General features: G+C 71.4%; 4 protein-coding genes. 2 read left to right on the forward strand and 2 right to left on the reverse strand.

Annotated features, from left to right (window positions below; translation table 11 throughout):
* The first annotated feature begins 121 nt into the window (after window positions 1-121).
* Window positions 122-1942, forward strand: coding sequence for a glycoside hydrolase family 15 protein (locus ABD946_RS07485; protein ID WP_345281308.1), 1821 nt, complete (start codon window positions 122-124; stop codon window positions 1940-1942).
* A gap of 29 nt (window positions 1943-1971) precedes the next feature.
* On the opposite strand, the gene ABD946_RS07490 is transcribed toward ABD946_RS07485, so the two are convergent.
* Both ABD946_RS07490 and ABD946_RS07495 read right to left on the reverse strand, forming a co-directional pair.
* On the reverse strand, window positions 1972-3945 hold the full coding sequence (locus ABD946_RS07490) for a glycoside hydrolase family 6 protein (RefSeq protein ID WP_345281309.1): 1974 nt from the start codon (window positions 3943-3945) through the stop codon (window positions 1972-1974).
* Between the two features lie 242 nt (window positions 3946-4187).
* On the reverse strand, window positions 4188-4667 hold the full coding sequence (locus ABD946_RS07495) for a hypothetical protein (RefSeq protein WP_345281311.1): 480 nt from the start codon (window positions 4665-4667) through the stop codon (window positions 4188-4190).
* Between the two features lie 375 nt (window positions 4668-5042).
* Here ABD946_RS07495 and ABD946_RS07500 point away from each other — a divergent pair, with 375 nt between their 5' ends.
* Window positions 5043-13388, forward strand: a complete 8346-nt coding sequence (locus ABD946_RS07500) for a PLL family lectin (RefSeq protein WP_345281313.1) — start codon at window positions 5043-5045, stop codon at window positions 13386-13388.
* The last annotated feature ends 7630 nt before the right edge of the window (window positions 13389-21018 follow it).

The following is a 21018-nucleotide window of genomic DNA, read 5'->3' on the forward strand; positions in this document are numbered from 1 at the left end:
CTATCATCGCTCCGCCGCCTGTCACCAGCGAAGCAGCAGAGACGGAAGTGAACAGTGTGACGAACCGTCTCCCCTCCCCTGCCTGGTCGGTCCCGGCGATCCGTCCCAGAATGGAAGCCTCATGGCCGGACGGATCGAGGACTACGCGCTCCTCGGAGACCTCCAGACCGCCGCCCTGGTGGGCCGGGACGGTTCGGTCGACTGGCTCTGCCTGCCCCGCTTCGACTCCCCCAGCTGCTTCGCCGGCCTGCTCGGCAGCGACCGGCACGGCGCCTGGCGGCTGGCCCCCGAGGGCGGCGGGCCGTGCACGGAGCGCCGCTACCTGCCGGAGACCCTGGTGCTGGAGTCGCTCTGGCGCACGCCCACCGGCACCGTGCGGATCACCGACTTCATGCCCCAGCGCGACCGGCTGCCGCGGCTGGTGCGGCTGGTGGAGGGCCTGAGCGGCACCGTCCGGATGCGCGGGGCGCTGCGGCTGCGGTTCAACCACGGCCGGATCGAGCCCTGGGTGCGCCGCACCGACCACCACCGGATCGCGGTGGCCGGCCCGGACGCGGCCTGGCTGCGGGTCCCGCCGGGGGTGCACACCTGGGGCGAGGACGGGGCCACCGTCTCGGACTTCACCGTCCGGGCCGGCGAACAGGTGCCGTTCGTGCTCACCTGGCAGCCCTCGCACCACACCACCACGCCCCGCACCGACCCGGCCGGGCTGCTCGCCTCCACCGTGCGGCGCTGGCAGGACTGGGCGGCCGGCTGCCGCTACCAGGGGCCCTACCGGGACCAGGTGCTGCGCTCGCTGATCACCCTCAAGGCGCTCACCTACGACCCGACCGGCGGGATCGTGGCGGCGCCGACCGCCTCGCTGCCCGAGCACCCGGGCGGCGAGCGGAACTGGGACTACCGCTTCTGCTGGCTGCGCGACTCCAGCCTGACCCTGGCCGCCCTGCTGCGCGGGGGCTTCCGGGAGGAGGCGGCGGCCTGGCGCAAGTGGCTGCTGCGGGCCATCGCGGGCGACCCGGGCGACCTCCAGGCGGTGTACGGGGTGGCCGGCGAGCGGACCCTGCCGGAGACGCTGGCCGACTGGCTGCCCGGCTACCAGGGGTCGACCCCGGTGCGGTTCGGCAACGCGGCCGTCCACCAGCTCCAACTCGACGTCTACGGCGAGGTGCTGGACACCCTGGAGCTCTCCTGGCAGGCCGGTGTGCCGATGGAGCGCCAGGTCTGGGGGCTGCTCCGCTCGCTGATGGCCTTCCTGGAGCTGCACTGGCGCGAGCCGGACGAGGGCCTGTGGGAAGTCCGGGGCGGAAAGCGGCAGTTCGTCCACTCCAAGATGATGGTCTGGGTGGCCGCCGACCGCGCCGTCCGGCTCGCCGAGGCCACCGGCCTGCCCGCCCCGCTGGAGCGCTGGCGGGCACTGCGCGACGCGGTGCACGGCGAGGTCTGCGAGTACGGCTATGACCACCACCGCGGCGTCTTCGTCCAGGCGTACGGGGAACGGGAGTTGGACGCCGCCACGCTGCTCCTCGCCAAGTACGGCTTCCTGCCGGCCGAGGACCCGAGAGTGGTGCGGACGGTGGACGCGGTGCGCTCCGGCCTGGACCACGGCGGCTTCGTCCGCCGCTACCGCACCGGTCCGGACGGACTGCCCGGCTCCGACGGGCTGGCGGGGCCGGAGGGCGCCTTCCTGGCCTGCTCGTTCTGGCTGGCCGACGCGCTGACCGCCACCGGGCGCCGCGAGCAGGCCCGCGAGCTGTTTGAGCGGGTGCTCGCGCTGACCAACGACCTCGGCCTGCTGGCCGAGGAGTACGACCCCCGGACGGGGCACCAACTCGGCAATGCCCCGCAGGCGTTCACCCACGTCGGGCTGGTCAACACCGCCTTCGCGCTGGACGGCGACGAGGCGGCCGACCCCACCGCCGTGGGGCCGGCCGCCGTACGGTGACGCCGGATCGACCGGCCGTCAGCCGGCCGTCAGCTGGTCGCGGTGCAGCTCAGCGTCGGGGCCGCGTTGGCGCCCGAGTAGCTCGCACCGAAGCCGAAGCCGGTGGAGCCGCCCGCCGCGACGGTGCCGTTGTACCCGGCGTTGACCACCGAGACGGAGCTGCCGCTCTGGGTCACCGTGCCGTTCCAGAGGTTGGTGACCTGCTGGTTGCCCGGCCAGGTCCAGCTGACCTTCCAGCTCTTGGTGGGCGCGGTGCCGGTGTTGGTGACGGTCACGTCGGCGTTGAAGCCGGCGCCCCAGTCGCTGCTCACCTTGTAGGTGGCGGTGCACCCGGCGTTGCCGCCACCGCCGCCGCCCGCCTGGGTGGTGACGGTCAGTGCGGCGGAGGCCGCCGAGACGTTGCCCGCCGCGTCCCGCGCCTTGACGGTGTAGGCGTAGGCGGTGGAGGCGGTCAGCCCGCTGTCGGTGTAGGAGGTGGAGGTGGAGGTGCCCACCTGCACGCCGCCGCGGAAGACCTGGTAGCCCGTCACCCCGACGTCGTCGGTGGAGGCGGTCCAGCCGAGGGTGACGCTGCTGCTGGTGGCGGTGCCGGTCAGGCCCGTGGGCACGGTCGGGGCGGTGGTGTCACCGGGGGTGGTGCCGCCGACCGGCGGGTAGGCGTTGGCCAGCAGCTGGCGGAACTGGGCGGAGAACCAGGCCCCGGCCAGCGGCGCGTCCGGCAGCGCGCCGGACATGTTGTTGTTGTTCCGCGGGTTGCCGGTGTACGTCGGGTCGCACATCCGGTCGAAGCCCTTGCCCTCGTCGTTCGGGATCGCCTTGGAGGCGCCGTCCGACTCGCCCGGCGGCTTGACCCAGACGTAGGCGTCGATGCCCGCGTCGGGAGCCGCGGTCGGCCGCTCGCCGAGGCCCGCACCGGACTGGTTGCACCAGTTGCCGGCCTGCAGGCGGCGGTCGATCCGGCCGCCGTCCACGTAGGCGTCACCGGTGGTCTTCGGGCCGGGGCCGGTCGGGCGGCCCGGGCCGCCCCAGCCGTTGCGGGAGGTGTCGATCAGCATGCCGACGCCCGCGTCGAAGCCGGCCTCGACCGCCTTCTGCCGGAAGGCCTTGGCGTAGGAGAGCTCGTCCACGTAGCGGTTCCAGTCGACCCACTTGGAGGTGCCGCGGATCGACTGGCCGTTCACGGTGTCGTCGATGGTGAAGTACGGCTCCTTCAGCGCCGAGTAGTTGGCGGTGTTGACCACGAAGCCGTGCACCTTGGCCGGGGTGGAGCCGGAGGCCTTGGCGGCCTGGTACAGCAGGTTGACGCTGGGGCCGAAGTTGGAGTCCCAGCCCAGCCAGCCGTGGTGGCCCGCGTCGATGTAGTTGTAGACGTTCGGGATCGCGCCGAGCTTGTTGAGCGCGTAGCCCACGCCCGTCACGTAGTTGCCGTTGGCCTTCATCACGTCGCAGGCGGGGGTGGCGGTGGGGGTGCCGCCGGCGTTGGTGATGAGGTTCGGCAGGGAGTCGATCTCGATGGTGGTGACGATCCGCAGGTTGGCGTAGGCCGGGTCGGCCAGGATCGCGGCGATCGGGTCGATGTAGGCGGTCTCGTACCGGCCGATCTCGGTCGGGCCGAGCTCACCGTTGGAGGCCAGTGCGGCGCAGTCGCGGCCGGGCAGGTTGTAGATCACCACCTGGAACACGTACGGCTTCCCGGCGGCCTGGCGGACCGCCTCGTTGAGGTGGGCGCGCAGGCCCATCGTGCCGTTGGCGCCGTTGATCGCGGCGATCCGGTCCAGCCAGACCGAGGTGGGCTGGTTGGCGACGGCGGAGCCGCCCGGCTCGGCGGCGGCCTTGGCGGACCACTCGGGGTTCACGTAGACCCCGGCACCGACGTACGGGTTGTCGACCTTGGCGGCGGCGTGCGCCGTGGTCGCGGCGCCGGCGACCGGGAGCAGGGAGGCCGCGCCGAGCGTGACGGCCACGGTGGCCGTCCGCAGTCGGCGGAGGAGCTGTCCTGACACGTGCGGATCCTTTCGGGTGGGGGAGATCCGGGTGTGAGCAGCGTGCTGCGAGAAAAGTGGGAGCGCTCCCACGATGTACTGAACCACCTTGCCGTGAGGCTGCCGGGTTCACGGCATATCAACCCACGGAGTTCCGGACGCGTCAAGGACTACGACCGGAGTTGGTGGGAGCGCTCCCGGTCTGCCACAAGAACAAGGGCCCGGGTCCTCCCGGGCCCTGACGGGCCGTCAGCCCGCGCCGGCTACTCGGCGGCGGCGCACTGGCCGAGGGCGGAGACGGCGCCCTGCACCACCCCGGGCAAGGTGGCCATGTCCGGCCCCTGGTTGGTCCTGGCGTTCTGCGCGAGCTTGCCGTAGACCTCGGCGAGCTGCTTGGCGGCGGCCTTGCCCTCGGGGTGCTTGATCTTCTCGGCGTCCTCGCCGAACTGCTTGGCGATGGCCTCCAGGTCGGCGGTCGCCTTGGCCTTGTCCGCCATGTCGGCCGTGAGCTTCTGGCCCGCCTCGGTGATGTGCTTCATGGTGTCCCGGCACGGCCCGGCGCCACCCACGCCGTTCTGCGCGGCCGAACCCTGGCCGGTCGCACCCGAATTGACCGCCTTGGACGGAGCGGCCGCATTGCCAGCGCTCCCGGAACCGCCCGAGGAGCACGCGCCGGCGCCGAGCACCACCGCGGCGGCGAGTGCCAATGCGGCCAGGCCGCGGTGCGAAGTCCGAGTGTTCATCTGGGTGCTGCTCCCCCGTGCGTCCTGCCGTGATCCGGTGCAGTCGACCACACCGTTGACAGAGTGTCAACAGATTTCGGGGACCCGGTGTCCGATGGACATCAATCGCCTGAGCAGGCGAAAAGGCTTGTTGCTGGCGAGTAACACCATCGGGTAGCTTGCCGCTCGCTCCAAGATTCAACATCGGTGTCTCCGTCCGGGGGAAGGACGCCAACAGACGCTCCGACGACCCTTTCTGACGGTCGCTCCGGTGCCGTTCCTTCGTGGGCCCACCTCCTTCTGGGCGGAGCACGCGGAAGGCGGACTGTGTTCTCGCAACGCGCGAATGGAATACGGGGTGCTTCGCGTACGGTCGCCACGGCGGTCGTGCTCGCGATGGCATCCACACTGGTCTCGACAGCGGTGGGGACGGCCTCGGCGGCCGTGCCGAGGGGGGTGAGGACGGAGGCCCCACCACCCGGGTCCGAGGCTGATCTGGACGCCCGGATCAAGGTGATGGACGCGGCGGCGGACGACCGCCGGGCCCGCGCCATCCTGGCCCGCGCCATGCACGCGGGCGGCCCGGCGATGAAGTCCGGCGCCGGCACCATGCTGGCCGCCCAGGACCTCGGCCCCTGGCCGGGCTGGTCGCTCTACTACGGCTCGGTCACCTCCGACAACGTCGCCAACTCCAAGGGCGAGCGCTCCAGCGGCCGCACCCTCGGCGAGGGCATCGGACCGGTCAAGCAGACCGGCCAGTCGGCGATGGCCTACGGGCAGCTGCACGTCGGCGTGCTGACCACGGACGGCAAGCTGTACGACAAGGTCCGCACCGCCAACGGCGACTGGCTGACCCCGATCCTGGTCAGCGACGACCCGCGGAACACGGCGTTCAGCCAGGCCGCGCTGCCCAACGGCGAGCTGCACTTCACCGTCCTGTCCTCGGACGGCACCGTGCGCGACCACGTCTACAGCCCCGGGGAGTACCCGGGCTGGTACATGGGCTACCAGGGCACCGACCGCACCGTGCGGTTCGACTCGCTGCCCGGCAAGGTCAAGGGCCTGGCCACGGCCGGTCTGCCCAACAACGACCTGCACCTCGAACTGCTCACCACCGACGGCAAGGTGTGGACCAACGTCCGCAAGGCCGGCGGCGCCTGGAGCGGCGTGACCGCCGCCGACGGCGCGACCACGACCGCCGCCGTCTCGGCCGTGGCCACCGCCAACGGCGAAGTCCGGCTCGGCCTGCTCGGCACCGACAAGAAGGTGCGCGAGAAGGTCCGGAAGGCGGACGGCACCTGGGCCGCCGTCACCACCGTGGACGCCACCGGCACCGCGGCCGCGATCGCCGCCACCGCCGTGCCGAACGCGCTGCCGCACCTGGCGGTGGTCACCACCACCGGCACCGTCAACGACTTCGCCCTGCAGGCCGCCGGCACCTGGACCAAGACCGCGCTCACCGCCCCGAAGGCGAGCTCGCTCTCGCTGGGCGCGCTGGCCACCGGTGAGCTCCAGCTGGACGTCACCGGCACCGACGGCCTGGCCTGGCACACCGGCCGGGCCGCCAACGGCACCTGGTCGGCCCCGGTCATGGTCGACGGCACGCTCGGCCGGATCGCCGACGTGGCCGTCACCGGCGCTGCCAACAACGACCTCCACGTGCTCACCCTGGGCACCGACGGCCAGGTCTGGCTGCGCACCCACCGCGCCGACAGCACCTGGTGGAGCACGCTCGTCACGGCCGCCACGGTGGCCGACGGCTCCAAGCAGGCGAAGGCCGTCACCGCCGCCACCACCCCCAACGGCGACCTGCACCTGGTGACGCTCGGCACGGACAACGTCGTCCGCGCCTTCGTCCGCGGGGCGAACGGCAGTTGGTCCGCCGCGACGGTGGCCGACGGCAGCGGGCAGGCCCGCGCGGTGGCCGCCACCGCCGCCGCCAACGGCGAGGTCCACGTGGCCGTGCTCCGGGCCGACGGCACGGTGCAGGACCTGGTCCGCGCCACCACCGGCGGCTGGACCTCCGCTCCGGTGGCCACCCCGCACGCCAAGGGCGTCGCGGCGGCGGCCACGCCGAACGGCGAACTGACCGTCGGTGTGCTCTCCGACGACAACAAGGTCTGGGCCACCACCCGCGGCACCAACGGGAGTTGGAGCGCCCCGGCGGTGGTGCGGACGGACCCGTCCCGGCAGATCGCCGCCGCCGGCGGTGCTGACAACCGGGTGCACCTGGTCGCCCTGGACGCCGACGGCGCCGCCATGGACAGCGTCCGGGCGGCCGACGGCAAGTGGACCAACGACGCTGCCTCGTACGGCATGATCGACCGGAACACCACCAGCATCCAGGTGGCGGCGCTTCCCAACGGTGACCTGCACGTCAACCAGTTCACCGCCAACCGCTCGGTCGGCGCCGGCACCCAGGACGAGGCCCGGGCCAAGGCCGACGACGACGCCCGCGGCTCGCGCGACCTGGGCCTGGAACAGTTCGTCTCCCCGTACGCGACCGCCTCGGGGACGAAGCTGCCGCAGTACGACACCGACGTCACCAACTTCATGTCCTCCAGCGGCGTCAACGCGCGCAACGCGCTCGCGCTGCAGTACCTGCCCGCCCCGGCCAAGTCCACCGACCAGGCCGCGCTGGCCAAGGTGGACCAGATCGTCCAGGAGCTGATCGCCGAGAACGGCGGCCAGGACACCTTCGGCATCTTCACCATGCTCGGTGCCAACGCCAAGGAGGGATCGGCCGACGACGTCCGCCGGTTCATCCAGTACCACGGCATGCCGATGGCCGGGCCGGTCAAGGGCACGCCCGAGTTCCGGATCGAGGTCGAGGCGCTGAAGGCCCGCTGGGCCTCGGGTGACATCTCCAACCCGGTGGACTGGAAGAAGGTCCTGGTCGAGGTCGAGGAGGTCGCCTGGGCCGAGTGGAAGGCCGAGCTGGCCGGACAGGTCCAGCCGCGCTCGGACGTGCTCAAGGCCGAGGTCGACGCCCTGACGGCCCTTCAGACCGGCTCCGAGGCGATGCACCAGGCGCTCGGCTACGGCTGGTCGGCCGGCGAGGTCCTCAAGTGGCAGGCCAACCCGACCAAGCGGCTGGCGAACGCGCCGCCGCGCACGGACGCCCAGGCCACCGCCGACCTCGCCACCATCAAGACGCTGGTCGCCGCGCAGGCCGCCGTGGCCCGCAAGGCCGCCAACGACGCCAAGCTGGCCGCCGACAAGATCCCGGCCGCGCTGGCCGCCGGTGACAGGATCGCCGACGACAACGGGCTGCCGCGCGGTCGCGGGATGGCCTACGCCATCCAGTCCGCGCAGGTCACCAAGGCCTCCGCGGCCGCCGCACTGGCCACCGCCAACGCGCTGGACGTCGCCGTCCAGGCCGTGAACGGGACCGCCGCCACCAGCGCCACCCTGCTCGCCAACGCCCAGGCCCAGGCCGCGGCCGCCCGTGCGCAGTTCCAGCGCCAGTCGGCCGAGGACAGCGCCGCCCGTGCCGCCGCCCTGGCCGACACCGCCAAGGCCAAGGCCGACGCGGCCGCCGCCGCGGCGGCGAACGTGGCCACCGCCAAGGCCCAGGCCCAGCAGGCCCAGGCCGACGCCACCTCCGCGCTGGAGCGGGCCAAGACCGCCGCCGCCAACGCGGAGACGGAGCGTCAGAACGCCGCCAAGGCCAAGGCCGAGGCGGAGAAGCAGCGCGGCAACGCCAGGACCGCGCTCAACGACACGCTCGACAGGTTCAAGGCCGCCGACGACAAGCGCAAGCAGGCGCACGGCTCCAACGCCGACTCGGTGAAGCGGGCCCAGGCGGCCAAGGAGGCGGAGGCCCAGGCCGCCGTCGCCCGCCGCGCCGCCGCCGACGCGCAGCGCCGCAAGGACGTGGCCGCCGCCAACGCGCAGGCGCTGGCCGCCGCCGCGGTCGCCGCCGAGGGCACCTCCTCGGCCGCCGAGGCCAAGGCCGCCGCCCAGGCCGCCGCCAACGCCGCGCAGCAGGCCGGAGCCGAGGCCGACCAGGCCAACGCCAAGGCCACGGACACCACTTCGGCCTCCACCGCCGCCCGCGAGGCGGCCACCACGGCCGCCGCAGCAGCGGCCCGGGCCACCACCTGGGCGGCCGACGCCCAGGCCAACGCCCTGCTGGCGTACTCCACCGCGATGACCGCCGAGGCCGCCGCGGCCTATGCGATCGACAACGCGGAGGCCGCCGCCAAGAAGGCCACCGAGGCCGCCAGCACGTCCGAGCAGGCCGCGCAGGAGTCCCTCAAGGCCAACACCGCGGCGGTGGCCGCGACGAAGGACGTGGACTCGGCCGTCACGGCGGCCGGAGACGCGGCCGGTCAGGCGTACGCGGCCGGCCAGGCCGCCGCGCTGGCCCGGGCCGCCGCGGCCACCGTGACCGCGCCGGCCAACACCGCCATCGAGCTGGGCACCCCGTTCGCCACGACCGACTCCTCGGCCGGGCTCGCGGTGCTCGCCTCGCAGGGCGCCAAGACCCTGGCCCAGCAGCAGACCGCCGTCTCGGACGCCAACGCCGCGTACTCCGCGAAGCTGGCCGCCGACGCCAAGGCCGCTGCCGAGCGGGCCACCGGGGACAGCAAGTTGGCGGCCGAGGCGGCTGCCAGGGCGGCGGACTCCGCCGCCAAGGCAGCGAAGTACGCCGACGCGGCGCAGAAGTCGGCGGCCACCGCGGCCACCGACTCCGCGGCGGCCAAGGCGGCGGCGGCCAAGACCGCCGAGCTCGACGCCGCGGCCCGGGCGCAGGCCCAGGCGGCGGCGAAGTCGGCCCAGGACGCGCTGACCGACTCGCAGGCGGCCGACGCGGCCGCCAGTACGGCGGAGAAGGACGCGGCCGTGGCGGCGCAGGCCGCCAAGGACGCGGACGCCACCGCGAAGAACGCCCGCACCTCGGCCGACAAGGCCAAGCAGGCCGCCGATGAGGCGGAGAGGTCGGCCGGTACCGCGAAGGCCGACGCGGCCAAGGCCGAGGAGGCCGCCAAGGCCGCCGAGGAGCAGCTGCGCCGGGACGAGGCGGCGCTGGCCGCGCAGATCAAGGCCGCCCAGGAGGCCGCGAAGCAGCGGCACGACCTGGACGCCCGGCAGAAGGTGATGGACACCCAGGCCAGGGTCCGGATCGGCCGCGCCAACCTGGCCTACCTGTTCCAGGTCGGCGGCGTCGCCTCCAAGACGCTGGCGGCCTCGCGGCTCGCCGGGCCGGGTTCGGCGCAGCCGGAGCTCTTCTTCGACCAGGACGTCTGGAACGCCTGGCAGAAGGACGTGGACTCGGCGAGCGACCTGATGAACGGGATGAACACCCGTCAGGACGAGCGCGAGGACACCGTCTGGAAGTACTTCACCTCGGACTTCGCCGACAGCGAGCCCGAGTACGACACCGCGGTGACCAAGGCGCTCGGCCCGGGCCAGGTCTACTCCCGGATCGGCGGCGGCCTCAGCTGGGGCTGGCCGGTCAACGTCCCGCAGGCCACGCCCGAGGCGAAGGCCCGGGTCGGCGAGATCATCCGGCAGAAGCAGGCCGAGGGCGGCGACCCGTACGGCCTGTGGGGTCTGATGCTGTACTCCCCGCAGATGCAGGGGTCGGCGGACGACGTCCGGCGCTTCATCGAGTACAAGGGCTTCCCCACCGTCTCCCCGGTCAAGGGCACGCCGGAGTTCCGGCGCGAGGTGGAGAGCCTGAAGACCCGCTGGTCCAGCGGTGACCCGAGCAACCCCCAGGACCCGTACGTGGTGCTGGTGGAGGTCGAGGAGACCGCCTCGGCGGAGTGGGAGGCCGAGTACGCCGCCCAGTCCCAGCAGCGCACCACGATCGCGACCGCGGAGATCAAGGCGCTGACCGCGCTGCAGTCCAGCGCGGTGGCGATGCACGACGCGCTCGGGAACGCGTGGGTCGCCAAGAACCTGATGGAGGCTCAGGCCGACCCGCACAGCACGTGGAACACCACGATCAAGCACTGGCCCGAGTGGTTCAACGGCGACAACTTCTCCTCCGACGGCAAGCCGATCTCGGTGGACGCGGACCTGGCGAAGCTGAAGCAGCGGGTGGACGGCCTCTCGGCCACCGCCGACCAGAACGCGGTCGACGCCAAGTCCGCTGACACGACCGCGAGTTCGGCCTCGGCGGCGGCACAGCAGATCGCCACCGCGAACGGCACGCCGATCGACCGCGGCCTGTCGTACGCCAAGCAGTCGGCGCAGGTCACCAAGTCCGCCGCGGCGGCCTCCAAGGCCACCGCGCTGGCGCTGAAGACCGCGGTGGCGGCGACCAACGCGACGCTGAACGACAGCGCCGCCCTGCTGGCCAACGCCAGTGCCCAGGCGCACGCCGCCCGGGCCGCCTTCCTGCGCGAGACCGCGCAGGACAGCGCCCAGAAGGCGGAGGCCGACGCGGTCGCCGCCGAGGGCAAGGCGCGCGCCGCGGCCGACGCGGCGGCGATCGTGGCGCAGGACAAGGCCAGGATCGTCCCGCTGGAGGCCAGTTCCAAGGCCGAGGCCGCCAAGGCCAAGGACGCGGCGGCCACCGCCGAGCGGGAGCGGCAGAACGCCGCCGCCGCCCGGCAGACGGCGGACGCGGAGCGGGCCAAGGCCGCGACCGCCACGGCGGACGCGCAGCGTCAGGCCGAGGCGGCGGCGGCCGAGGAGTCCCGGGCCAAGGGCGACGCCGACACGGCGGCCGGCTTCGAGGCCAAGGCCAAGCAGGCCGAGACCGACGCGGCCGCGGCCAAGAACCGCGCCGCGACCGCACGCAAGGAGGCGGACTCCGCCCGGGCGAAGGCCGCTGCCGCCGACGCCGACTACGCGGCGAAGCTCGGCACCGATGCCGCGGCCGGCGCCGAGACGGCCGCCAAGGACGCCCGCCGGGCGGCCAACGCGGCCACCGATGCGGCGATCAAGGCCGATGAGGACGCCGACGCCGCCGAGGACGCGGCGGTCAACGCCCGCGCCGCGGCGACCGTCAGCACGGCGGCGGCCGCCAAGTCGGACGCGGCGGCCAAGACCGCCCGTTCGGCGGCGGCCAAGACCCAGGCCAACTCCGCGCAGGGCCACTACCTGGCCGCCGAAGCGATCCAGCAGGCCGGCATCGCGAAGGAGAACTCCGACGCGGCCACCGCGCTGGCAAAGTCCTCCGCGCAGCACGCGGCCGACGCCAAGTCGGCCGCCCAGGGCGCGAAGAAGGAGGCCGACGCGGCCGCCTCGGACAGCGCCACCGCCTCCGGCCAGGCGCACGCCGCCTCGCAACAGGCGGAGATCGCCCGGGACACGGCGGCGGCGGTCAACGCCCCGGCGGACCAGGCGATCCAGCTGGGCATCGCGTTCGCGGCGACCAACGCCACCGCCGGTCTGTCGGTCGTGGTCGCGGACACCGCGAAGACCCTGGCGGAGCAGTCCGTCGCGGTCGCCGAGCTGCGCGCGGCCGAGGCCGAGGCGTACGCGAAGGCGGCGCAGGACGCGGCCGACCGCGCGGCCGGGGACGCCAAGTTGGCGGCCCAGGCGGCGGCGGACGCGGCCAAGTCTGCGGCCAAGGCCTCCAAGGCGGCCGCCGCGGCGCTCAAGTCGGCCAACCAGGCGGCGGCCGACTCCAAGGAGGTCCAGGCCGTCTCCCAGCGGCTGGACGACCTCAACGCCCAGGCCCAGTCGGACTCCTGGAAGGCGGACGAGTCGGCCCGCCAGGCGAACCAGGAGGCCGCGGCCGCCCGTGCCTCGGCGGACGCGAGCGAGCTCGACGCGAGCACGGCCCGCGACGCGGCCGACCGGGCCAAGGTGTCGGCCAACAACGCGGACTACTTCGCCGACGAGGCCGAGACCTCGGCCGCGAACGCCAAGGAGTCGGCGGCCAACGCGAAGGCCGACGCCGAGCAGGCGCAGGACATCGCCGAGGCCGCGGCGGAGCTGGACCGCAACCCGCCGGCCAACTCGGGGACGGGCACCGGCGTCGACCCGGAGCTCCCGCCGGGCGTGGTCATCGAGACGGTCGACGTGGCCGGTACCGGCTACGCCACCGACCAGTGCAAGTTCAACCCGCACAACCCGCTGTACTGCAAGCTGCCCGCCCAGGTGAAGCTGACCGGCAAGGCGATGGCCTTCCTGGTCACCTGTGACATCCCGGACGGGTCGGCGGCCGCCTGCATCGCGACCGGCAAGTACGAGAAGGAGTTCATCGACTCCTACCCGGTGGCGTACGAGGGCCCGTACGTCTTCGACGTCGACATGGTGGCGATGGACTGGGCGTTCACCAAGGCGCTGGCCTACAGCCTGGTGAGCGACTTCGTCGGCTGCGCGAAGAACCTCTCGTTCCACAACTCGGACTGCTACTGGGCGGCCGCCAGCCTGGTGCTGCCCACCGCGGTCAAGCTGGTCGCCCGCGGGGCCTACGCCGTGCACGCGGCCGTGGTGATCGGCGACATGGTCGGCGTCGAGGCCGGTCTGAACGTGCTGACCCAGCTGGCCCGCGAAGCCAAGATGAGCGCCTTCATGGCGACCCGTCTGAAGACGGCGGCGGTGGCCGCCTGGCTGCGGAAGTTCCCCTCGGGTCTGATCCCGTGCAACCCCACGCACAGCTTCCCGGCCGGCACCGGTGTCCGGATGGCCGACGGCAGCGTCGACTCCGGGCGCTGGACGCGATGGTGGCGCAGGCCGGCGCTTACCGAGCGCCGTGTCTGGTGGTGGATGAGTTGGAGCATCTGTCAACCAGCAGATTCTGGCGACACCCCCGGCGCCGAGACCCTCACGTAGCACCGTGGTCGCGCGCCACGGACCGCACGTGACGGAGCCGCGTCGTGAAGGTCGTGACTCCGCGCCGGACTCCATTCGACAAGGGGGACGGCCACCGCTGCCGAGGCTCGCCGAAGGAGCCCTGGCGGACGCCGTGGTGTCGCTACGGCGGCCTGCAGGAGCCGCCATGTCTGCGGACCCGATGGCCGTGACGGCGCGCGAGGCCCCTCCGCCGCGCCGCCGGCGTCGGGCCCCGCGTCCACTCGGGTGCCCGGCGTGCACCACGGCCCTGGACGGCCGTCCGGTGAGCCCGGTGGTGCTGTTCGCTCTGCCTGGGCGTTTCCGGCGATGCCGCGACGGCGCACGCCGCCGTGGTCGATACGCACTCGCCGCACCGGGGCCCAGACGCGTCTACCACGCATGATGGACCGCCCGGACTCGCTCAGCCGGTGCCACCATGTCGCTCGGACCACCCGGTCCAGACCGTGGCCTGGAGCCGGCCCTACGATGCGGGCGCCACCCGCGGCTGATCGGCCTCGGCGGCGGCTCCGCCGTATCCACTCGACGCGTAGGCGGCACCGCGGCCTGGCTCACCGCCGCTCAGTGCCATGCGATCTGCTCGTGACCACCGGGTCTTGACGGTGTCCGGACGGCGGGCGGCGCCTGTGTGGCGTCCGTGCGCCGCCTCACCGACCGCGGGCGCGCTGTCGACCCGCCTCGGCCGACGGGGTCTCACCTCCTCACGACCGGTCCACTCAACCCCCTCCTCGGCCCCACCGGCCGCGGCCGCGTCTACGCGACCGCAGAAGGGCCGGCCACCCACGGCGACATCGCCGCCCTCGCACCCACGGACCTGACCCGCCTCGGCCCGCACCCTCCTCGGCGGCGAGCCGCAGCGGCCCGGCGCCGGAGCGGCGGGCGGACGCGTACCCCCGGCACCTGCACACCCTTCTGGTCCCGCGGGATCACCCCGAGGCGCGGCGGCCGTCGCCCGACCCTGCCTCGGCCCGACGAGGCGGTCCCGACGCCGACCTCGTGATCACCGGCGACAGGGGCCGCTACGGAACGCCGCACCTCACCACCAGGGCAAGGCGTCGCGCGCAGCGATCCTCCCGCCCGCACCGCCGCACGCACACCCGCCACCCGCACCCAGAGGTGGCCCAAGGACCGCCTCCACTAGGAACAACAACGTACCCCAGCTGCACAGTGACCCGTCGACCGCCCCCTGCCGGCTCCCTCACAGGGCCGCCATGACGCCCCGCGCATGGCTGGCGGTGGCCACGGTAGCGAAAGCTTTGCACGGTCAGGTGCATGCGGCACCAGCCGCGGACTAGGAGTCAGGCGGCAGGGAGGAGCAGGACCAGGGGCAGGCAGGAACCATGAACGAGCGCGCCACCGAATAGTGCCCTGCTACCTCGACCGTGAAGCTCGATGACCCCAGCTGCAGCTTCACGGACCCTGCTCTTACGAGTCACCACCGTGAAATTGCGCAGCGACCCCCGAGGCCGCACTGCCTACGTCACCGCTCCCGTCGCCAGACGGGCAAGAGACCCGTCCCACCCGTCTCGGTGGCCGGCACCACGCAACATGGTTCACCACCCACCTCCCAACCCCCACCGACAACCCCTGACCCCGTCAACCGCCCGCGACCTGCTCGCCGCAGTCGCCAAACCAACGCCCCCGGCTAGGCCGCAAGACGAGGGGCTGACAACCCGTCACCGGGCCGCGAGCACCGCTACCGGACCCACACCCGCGCCCATCAGGCCCCACGACCGCACGCGCCGTGTGTCAAGGCCGCGCCGGGGGTCCGTGGCCAGGCTGACGGCAGCGCAGCGCTAGGCGTGCAGCGCGACCCCGACTCACCTCCGCGCGGTGTAGCGGACGGCCCCCAGGCCAGCACCTCCACTAAATCTGGTACCCACTCCTGCCATCGCACGCAGGAACTGACTGGCCAGCACAAGCACACACACCGCGGCAGACATCGGGCAGAGGCGAGAAAGTGGCACCCTAGGGCCATATCACCGCCGAAGCACGCCAAGGAATGCCGTAGTAGACCGCCCAAACCTGGACGATTCGGTACAGCAGACACGGAGTAACCAGGGCGACCGCACGAACGACGTGCCGCCATCGACAGCCACCGCCGCCCAGCTTCCCCTGCAGGACAGTACATCGAAAGAGCACCGCCCCGGCGGCCAGAAAGGGTCACCCCGGTACCCAGGGGCCACACACAGGTGGCGACGCCGGAGGGCACGCTCAGCAAGTCTGCCGCCAGCGCGCCAACCAGCAGCCCGGGCCGCTCCGGGCACTCCTGTTCGGCAAGGCACTGCTCGCGGGGCCGGAGCCAGAAGCACGCTTACGATCGGCCTGCTGAGAAGGTCTCGCTACCATCAGCTTCGATCGAGGTCGCGTACGATAGTCACAGGCCCGGCCGCCGCGCGGTCGACATCATACACGAGACACACTCGGCCACCACTCCCGCTTGAGGCGCAGCCACTCCCAGGCACCGACTGATCTATGTCCTCAGTCCAGCAGCTGCCCGGCTGGCCCCTCCGCAACCTCGCCGAAGCTCGGCCCCACGCCCGTGCGGTCGCATCACCGTGTACCTCTGCGCCGCGACACTTGATCCCGTTTCTCCGCCCCGGCTCGTTGATAGCAAGGTGGACGCCGTAAACGATACCCGACCAGACTACTTGACGCCAGTCCGGGAGCCTTAATTCTTTAAAAATACTCTGTTTATAACGAAAAACGCCCCTGACAACCACACCGGAGCTGGCACCCCCGTGTCCCACCAACAAACCCCGCCAACCTGCAACCACCGGCACACAACAAGAAGGGGCCTCCCGCACCCGGGCTCAGGTGGGGACTGATCGGCCTCCGTCGCGCTCGACGCCTACTCCGCAGTCGCGACGCACGCACGCCTACTCGAGTACACCGTCACCGACCTACGGCCCTCGTCCACGGTGGTGGCGCGCGACGCGGCTAACCCGCGCGACTGGCCTGAACATACGCCGGCTTCGGGTGTCGGATCACCGCTGTCTCAACCGCATTCGGATTTCCGCGAGCCTCAAACCCCCCCCGCGAACTGCAGGATGAACCGAGAACACGACGTCTCGTCCTGGACCGCCCGGGCACTTCGCGGGCCGATACTGTCGCCGCGCGACATGGCCATCTCCCTGGACAGGCCGGGCAGTGAGGGCACACACGTATACCAAGTGCGCGACGTCTGATACGAGACTGACCGACGGACTTGGGCCAAGCGAGTCGGTGGGGCTCAACCTCAAGCCATCGCCGGGCATGTGGCATCGGGAGATCCTCAGAAAGGACGCCAGGGAAACCGGCACCAGCCGGCCAGGAGACCACGTCAACACACGGCGCGTGCTAGCGCCTGCTCCTGGGCCGAAGACCGGGAACCACCACTGACACTGGCCACGCAGGGCGGCTGCAGCTCGCCGCCGGCAGAGATGACAAGAATACGCAACTGCTGAGACCGCTGCAACCTGCTGGCCCTCGACTCGCCTTCGGAAGAGTGGCAGGCCCTGGAACACAGCCCGGACACGGTCGCCACCAGCCACTCCGCCCTCGGCCCCGGGCCTGGCGCTCGAACCCTCATCCGGCCTTCCGACGGCGTTAGGGCCCTTCAGCGGAGAGACACGGTGCAATACCTCACTCTCGCCCCCTCTATTCTAACTCCAGGGCTGCGGGGAACGCGCATGATCACCCGCAAACGACCGCGAGGACCGTCGACAGCGACCGGACCCCACCGGTGCGGGCGCCAGTCATCTCACCACCACCTGCGTCTGCTCGCCACGCTACCTCTTCACCACGCACCTCGCGCGATCTACCCTGTTCGCGGGACCTGCACCGAGGCGAGAGGGCTACGGCTCAGCCCGGACAACGCGGCCGAGTGCTAGGCCGCCCTCGCACCGGCCATGTGCTCCGGCGGCGGCCTCGCACCACCGGATGGCTGACAGCTGGCGGTCACTGCGTCTCCGGCCGTACTCCGCACCTGATTCACCTTCGGTTAGGTCGGCAAGTTCCCGGCGCAGACGCTGTACACCTGTGATGGCCTCCGCACGGAGCCCTGCCCCCGGCGCCTCTCGCCCGGATCACCACCCCCGCCACACCCCCCCCACCCCCCCCGGCAACCCGGCAGTTCGGCACCCAAACGTCTTCGGCCGCCCAACGCAGACCCCGCCCAGCACCGTGGTGCTCAGGCTCCTGCTGACCCTGCTCTCCGCCGCAACTTCTACGGGACAGCGATTCTCTCGGTCGGCCTGCTGATCGCCCCTCTACCTACCGCACCCCCGTCACGGCCTGGCACGCGTATGGTACATTCCGCCCGCCACCTGACGCCGACTCCGCCCCGCGGACCTGCCGTTCAGGGGCCTGGCTGCCGCTGGCCGGCCGGGCCTGATGATGACGCCGCACTTTCGCCCCGCGACCGCCTACGACATGTCTAGTCGGACCCCGGCTACGGCTCCACCTACCCGTCGGCGGATGTGGGCCACGCGCAGGTCCTTCCTGCTGGCGCGTTCGGCTCGAATCCTGCTCCACCGGTGCCGGCGAGCGGCCCTGCTCGCCCGCGGACCCCGATCCGCGCATTCTTCGCCCTGGCCTGCGACAGCGTTGCGGACGACCGTCAAGAGACCACATGACCACTGCGCACCCCTGGCCCGGTTCCACGCCGCCCTCAGACCACCACGCCTGTGCCCTTCGACCCCCGAGCCACCCTGGGATCGGTTCGCCGCCCAGGTCCCGCGGCACAGTCCGAGCCACCTTACACCGCACTCCAACTGGTCGTCGGCCGGAGCTGTTGCTGGCCGCCCGACGGCCAACCCCTGCTGCAGGCGCCGGACACGGCGACACTCGGATGGCACAGGGGCGCCGAGTAGCCCGTGGTCCCCCCGGGCTCCGCATCACGCGACGACGATCGCGCAGCAGCTGAGCACGGGAGACCCCGCAGGACCTCAGGGACCTGGTGACGCCGGCAGGACGTCTACCCGAACGCGACCGCGGACGGGCGCAGTCATCTTCTAACACAGCGCATCGCCGGATGCACTCACAGCCGCAAGGGGAGATCACGCCCCCGACGTGGCCCACAGAAGTCCCACACACCCAGGAAAGGTTATGCACCCCACTGAATGGCAATGCCCCATACGAAGACCCGAGCCGGGCACCCAAGAGTTCACGTACGGTCATCTCGACCTCCCGGGCATCCGGATCAGGGTCGCAGGGCCTGGCCACACACATCTGTACACGGCTCCATTCACCAACGAGAACGGTCCGATCAAATGGCACGGCTGGCGTGCCGAGGTGGTGAAACCACCAGACAACCAGACACACATGACCCCGACCACCACGGGAGAATGCGGAAGATGGAGCATGCTGTCTGCCGACGACACACAGGACGGCCCAACAAAAAGACCGCAGGGAGACAAACCAGTATAAGTGATGTGAAACCTCACAACGCGGGCCGAAACACCCCGGCACGACGGGGGGGCCCAACACAGACGCGTCATGGCCGTCGGACCCCGAGAGCGGAAACAGTGTCGACGCTCAGCAAGGCCGGCACGGCGCCGCGGTGCCGAGCAGTCACACGGCAAGTTTCCGACGCGAGCTGAACCCGGCCCCCCTCGCGGCCCCACAAGCCCTGGCACGCCGCTCCGGCGCAGAGCATCGCGCAGCTGCCCCGCCCTACGGCGGGCCTTGTGCCGCCACACGGCCGTCCGGGGCGAGGCGGTGGAAGCGACAGGTCGAAGGTGACCGCGCGGGAGAAGACGCTTGGGGCGCAACCAGGACAGCAGCAGCGAGAGCAGGGCAACTGAGGGAATGGCCAGGGAAGGGCCGCAGCAGCAGCAGCCGGTCTCGCGGCCCAGTGCGTGATCCCGGTTCGGGACTGGTTACGGACCCGGGCGCTCCTGGATTGCCCGCCGGTGTCGGCGCCCCACATGCACCCCGAGGTCAGACATTACCGGGCCAAGTCTCCCGGCGAGGCCGGGCCGCGCCACAGCCGGCACCGGAGCCTTGTTACCATCTCTAACCTCACAAGGGCCTCGGGCATCGCCCATAGGCAGTCAGATCACGTGGGTCTGCTGACCCAGTGGCAATGGGACAAAGTCGCGGTGATCGAGTCCGTCAGTTACCCGTCGCCAGTGCTCGGGCTGCGCGGCCTCATTTCCCCCCCCCTCCCGACAGCATATACGGCCTCACCTGTCCCCCCGCTATGTCGGCGTTAGGCGTTTGGTTAGGAGCAAGAGCCGTTCGAACTAACGCGGAACATCGGCTACCACACGCGCATTCCGTCTGCGGCGACCGCACGCGACTGTGCGACCGCATATCACCAACTGATTGTAGAGCATCTTCATCTCTTTATCCAATCATCACAACTCCGTCACGCACAGTTGTGCAGAAAGAGATTCACTTCACGTCCGCTAGCATATTCGTACAACGCGTCAGCACCCCGCGACGGAACGACAGTGGTAGAGCCGATGTACCCATCACACTCCGACATGACCACCCAAAAAAAACGGCCCAACACGACACGAAAAACAGCCAGGACCCCGCACTCCATCTCCGGCGTAAGGCACGCCACACACGCCGCCCGAGCACTGCGCACGACAATGGTACCTGACGGACTCGATCAACGGCGAGCTTGTATACCACCTCCACTGGCACCAACCATGACGACCCGACCCAGCATTCCACGGCCCGGACCACGTAGCCCGGTTATAAGAAAAGGCTCAAGGCTGCGCCACCGGCCCAACCCACGCCTCACGGAAGCAACTGACCGGAGACCTGGGCCCCAGCGCGTGAGTCCGAACCATCGCACGCGAAGTGCAGCGCACGACACCGGGCGCAGCGGCCCGACCCACAGGACCCCGGTCCACGGTACCAGTTCCACCCGGAACCACAGCACTCCCGCGCAGAGCCAGAACTCGGCTGCCTCTCCTGGCCTCCCTGGCACGCTGCTCCCTCAGCCTTGCCCCACGTCCTGCTGATCCTAGGTGCGCCTGCCAAGCTTCTTTCACCTCCACCAACTGGAACTAAGAGCGCGCATCACCCCACCGCCAACCAGGACGAAGCCTCGAAACCCCCTAAAAGGCACGGAAAAGGACCACTCGCCGTAGGCACGGGCAGCGCGATGGACAATAGCCACCGTAGCCCGCTCCAGTTATCTGGGCCCGCGGAAGGTTCAGCCCCCGAAACTTGTAGTATCGTACCTGCCGACACCAGGCGTATGACGGCCCTGATCCAGGCTTCGAGGACGTCGACCAAACCGAGACCTCCAGCATAAACCCGCCCGGCCGCCTGCTTGGTGACGCACCCGTGCACACTCCGGCAATAGGGATCGACGAAACCTCGTCGACTGTGGACCACCCTGGCCGGGTCACGCCGCCAGTTGAGGTTCTTCCACAACGTACGACTCTCGTTGGTCCAGGCGAAGATATGGCCCAAGGGGCGCCACAGAAACAAGCTTCCACAGTATGCTCCCTGTCACACGAGATGGTGGTCCCAGGAGGGATCGGACACCTGGACACCACCCTCGGCAAGCCCAGGCCCAGGCCAGTTCGACGGACCGCCTCGAGCGGAAGAGAGCCGCTCGCACGTAGTAGCAGCCATGGCCAGCCGGCCCCCTCGGCCGGTGCCGGGA

This window comes from Kitasatospora albolonga (assembly GCF_039535905.1).
Classification (GTDB): domain Bacteria; phylum Actinomycetota; class Actinomycetes; order Streptomycetales; family Streptomycetaceae; genus Kitasatospora; species Kitasatospora albolonga.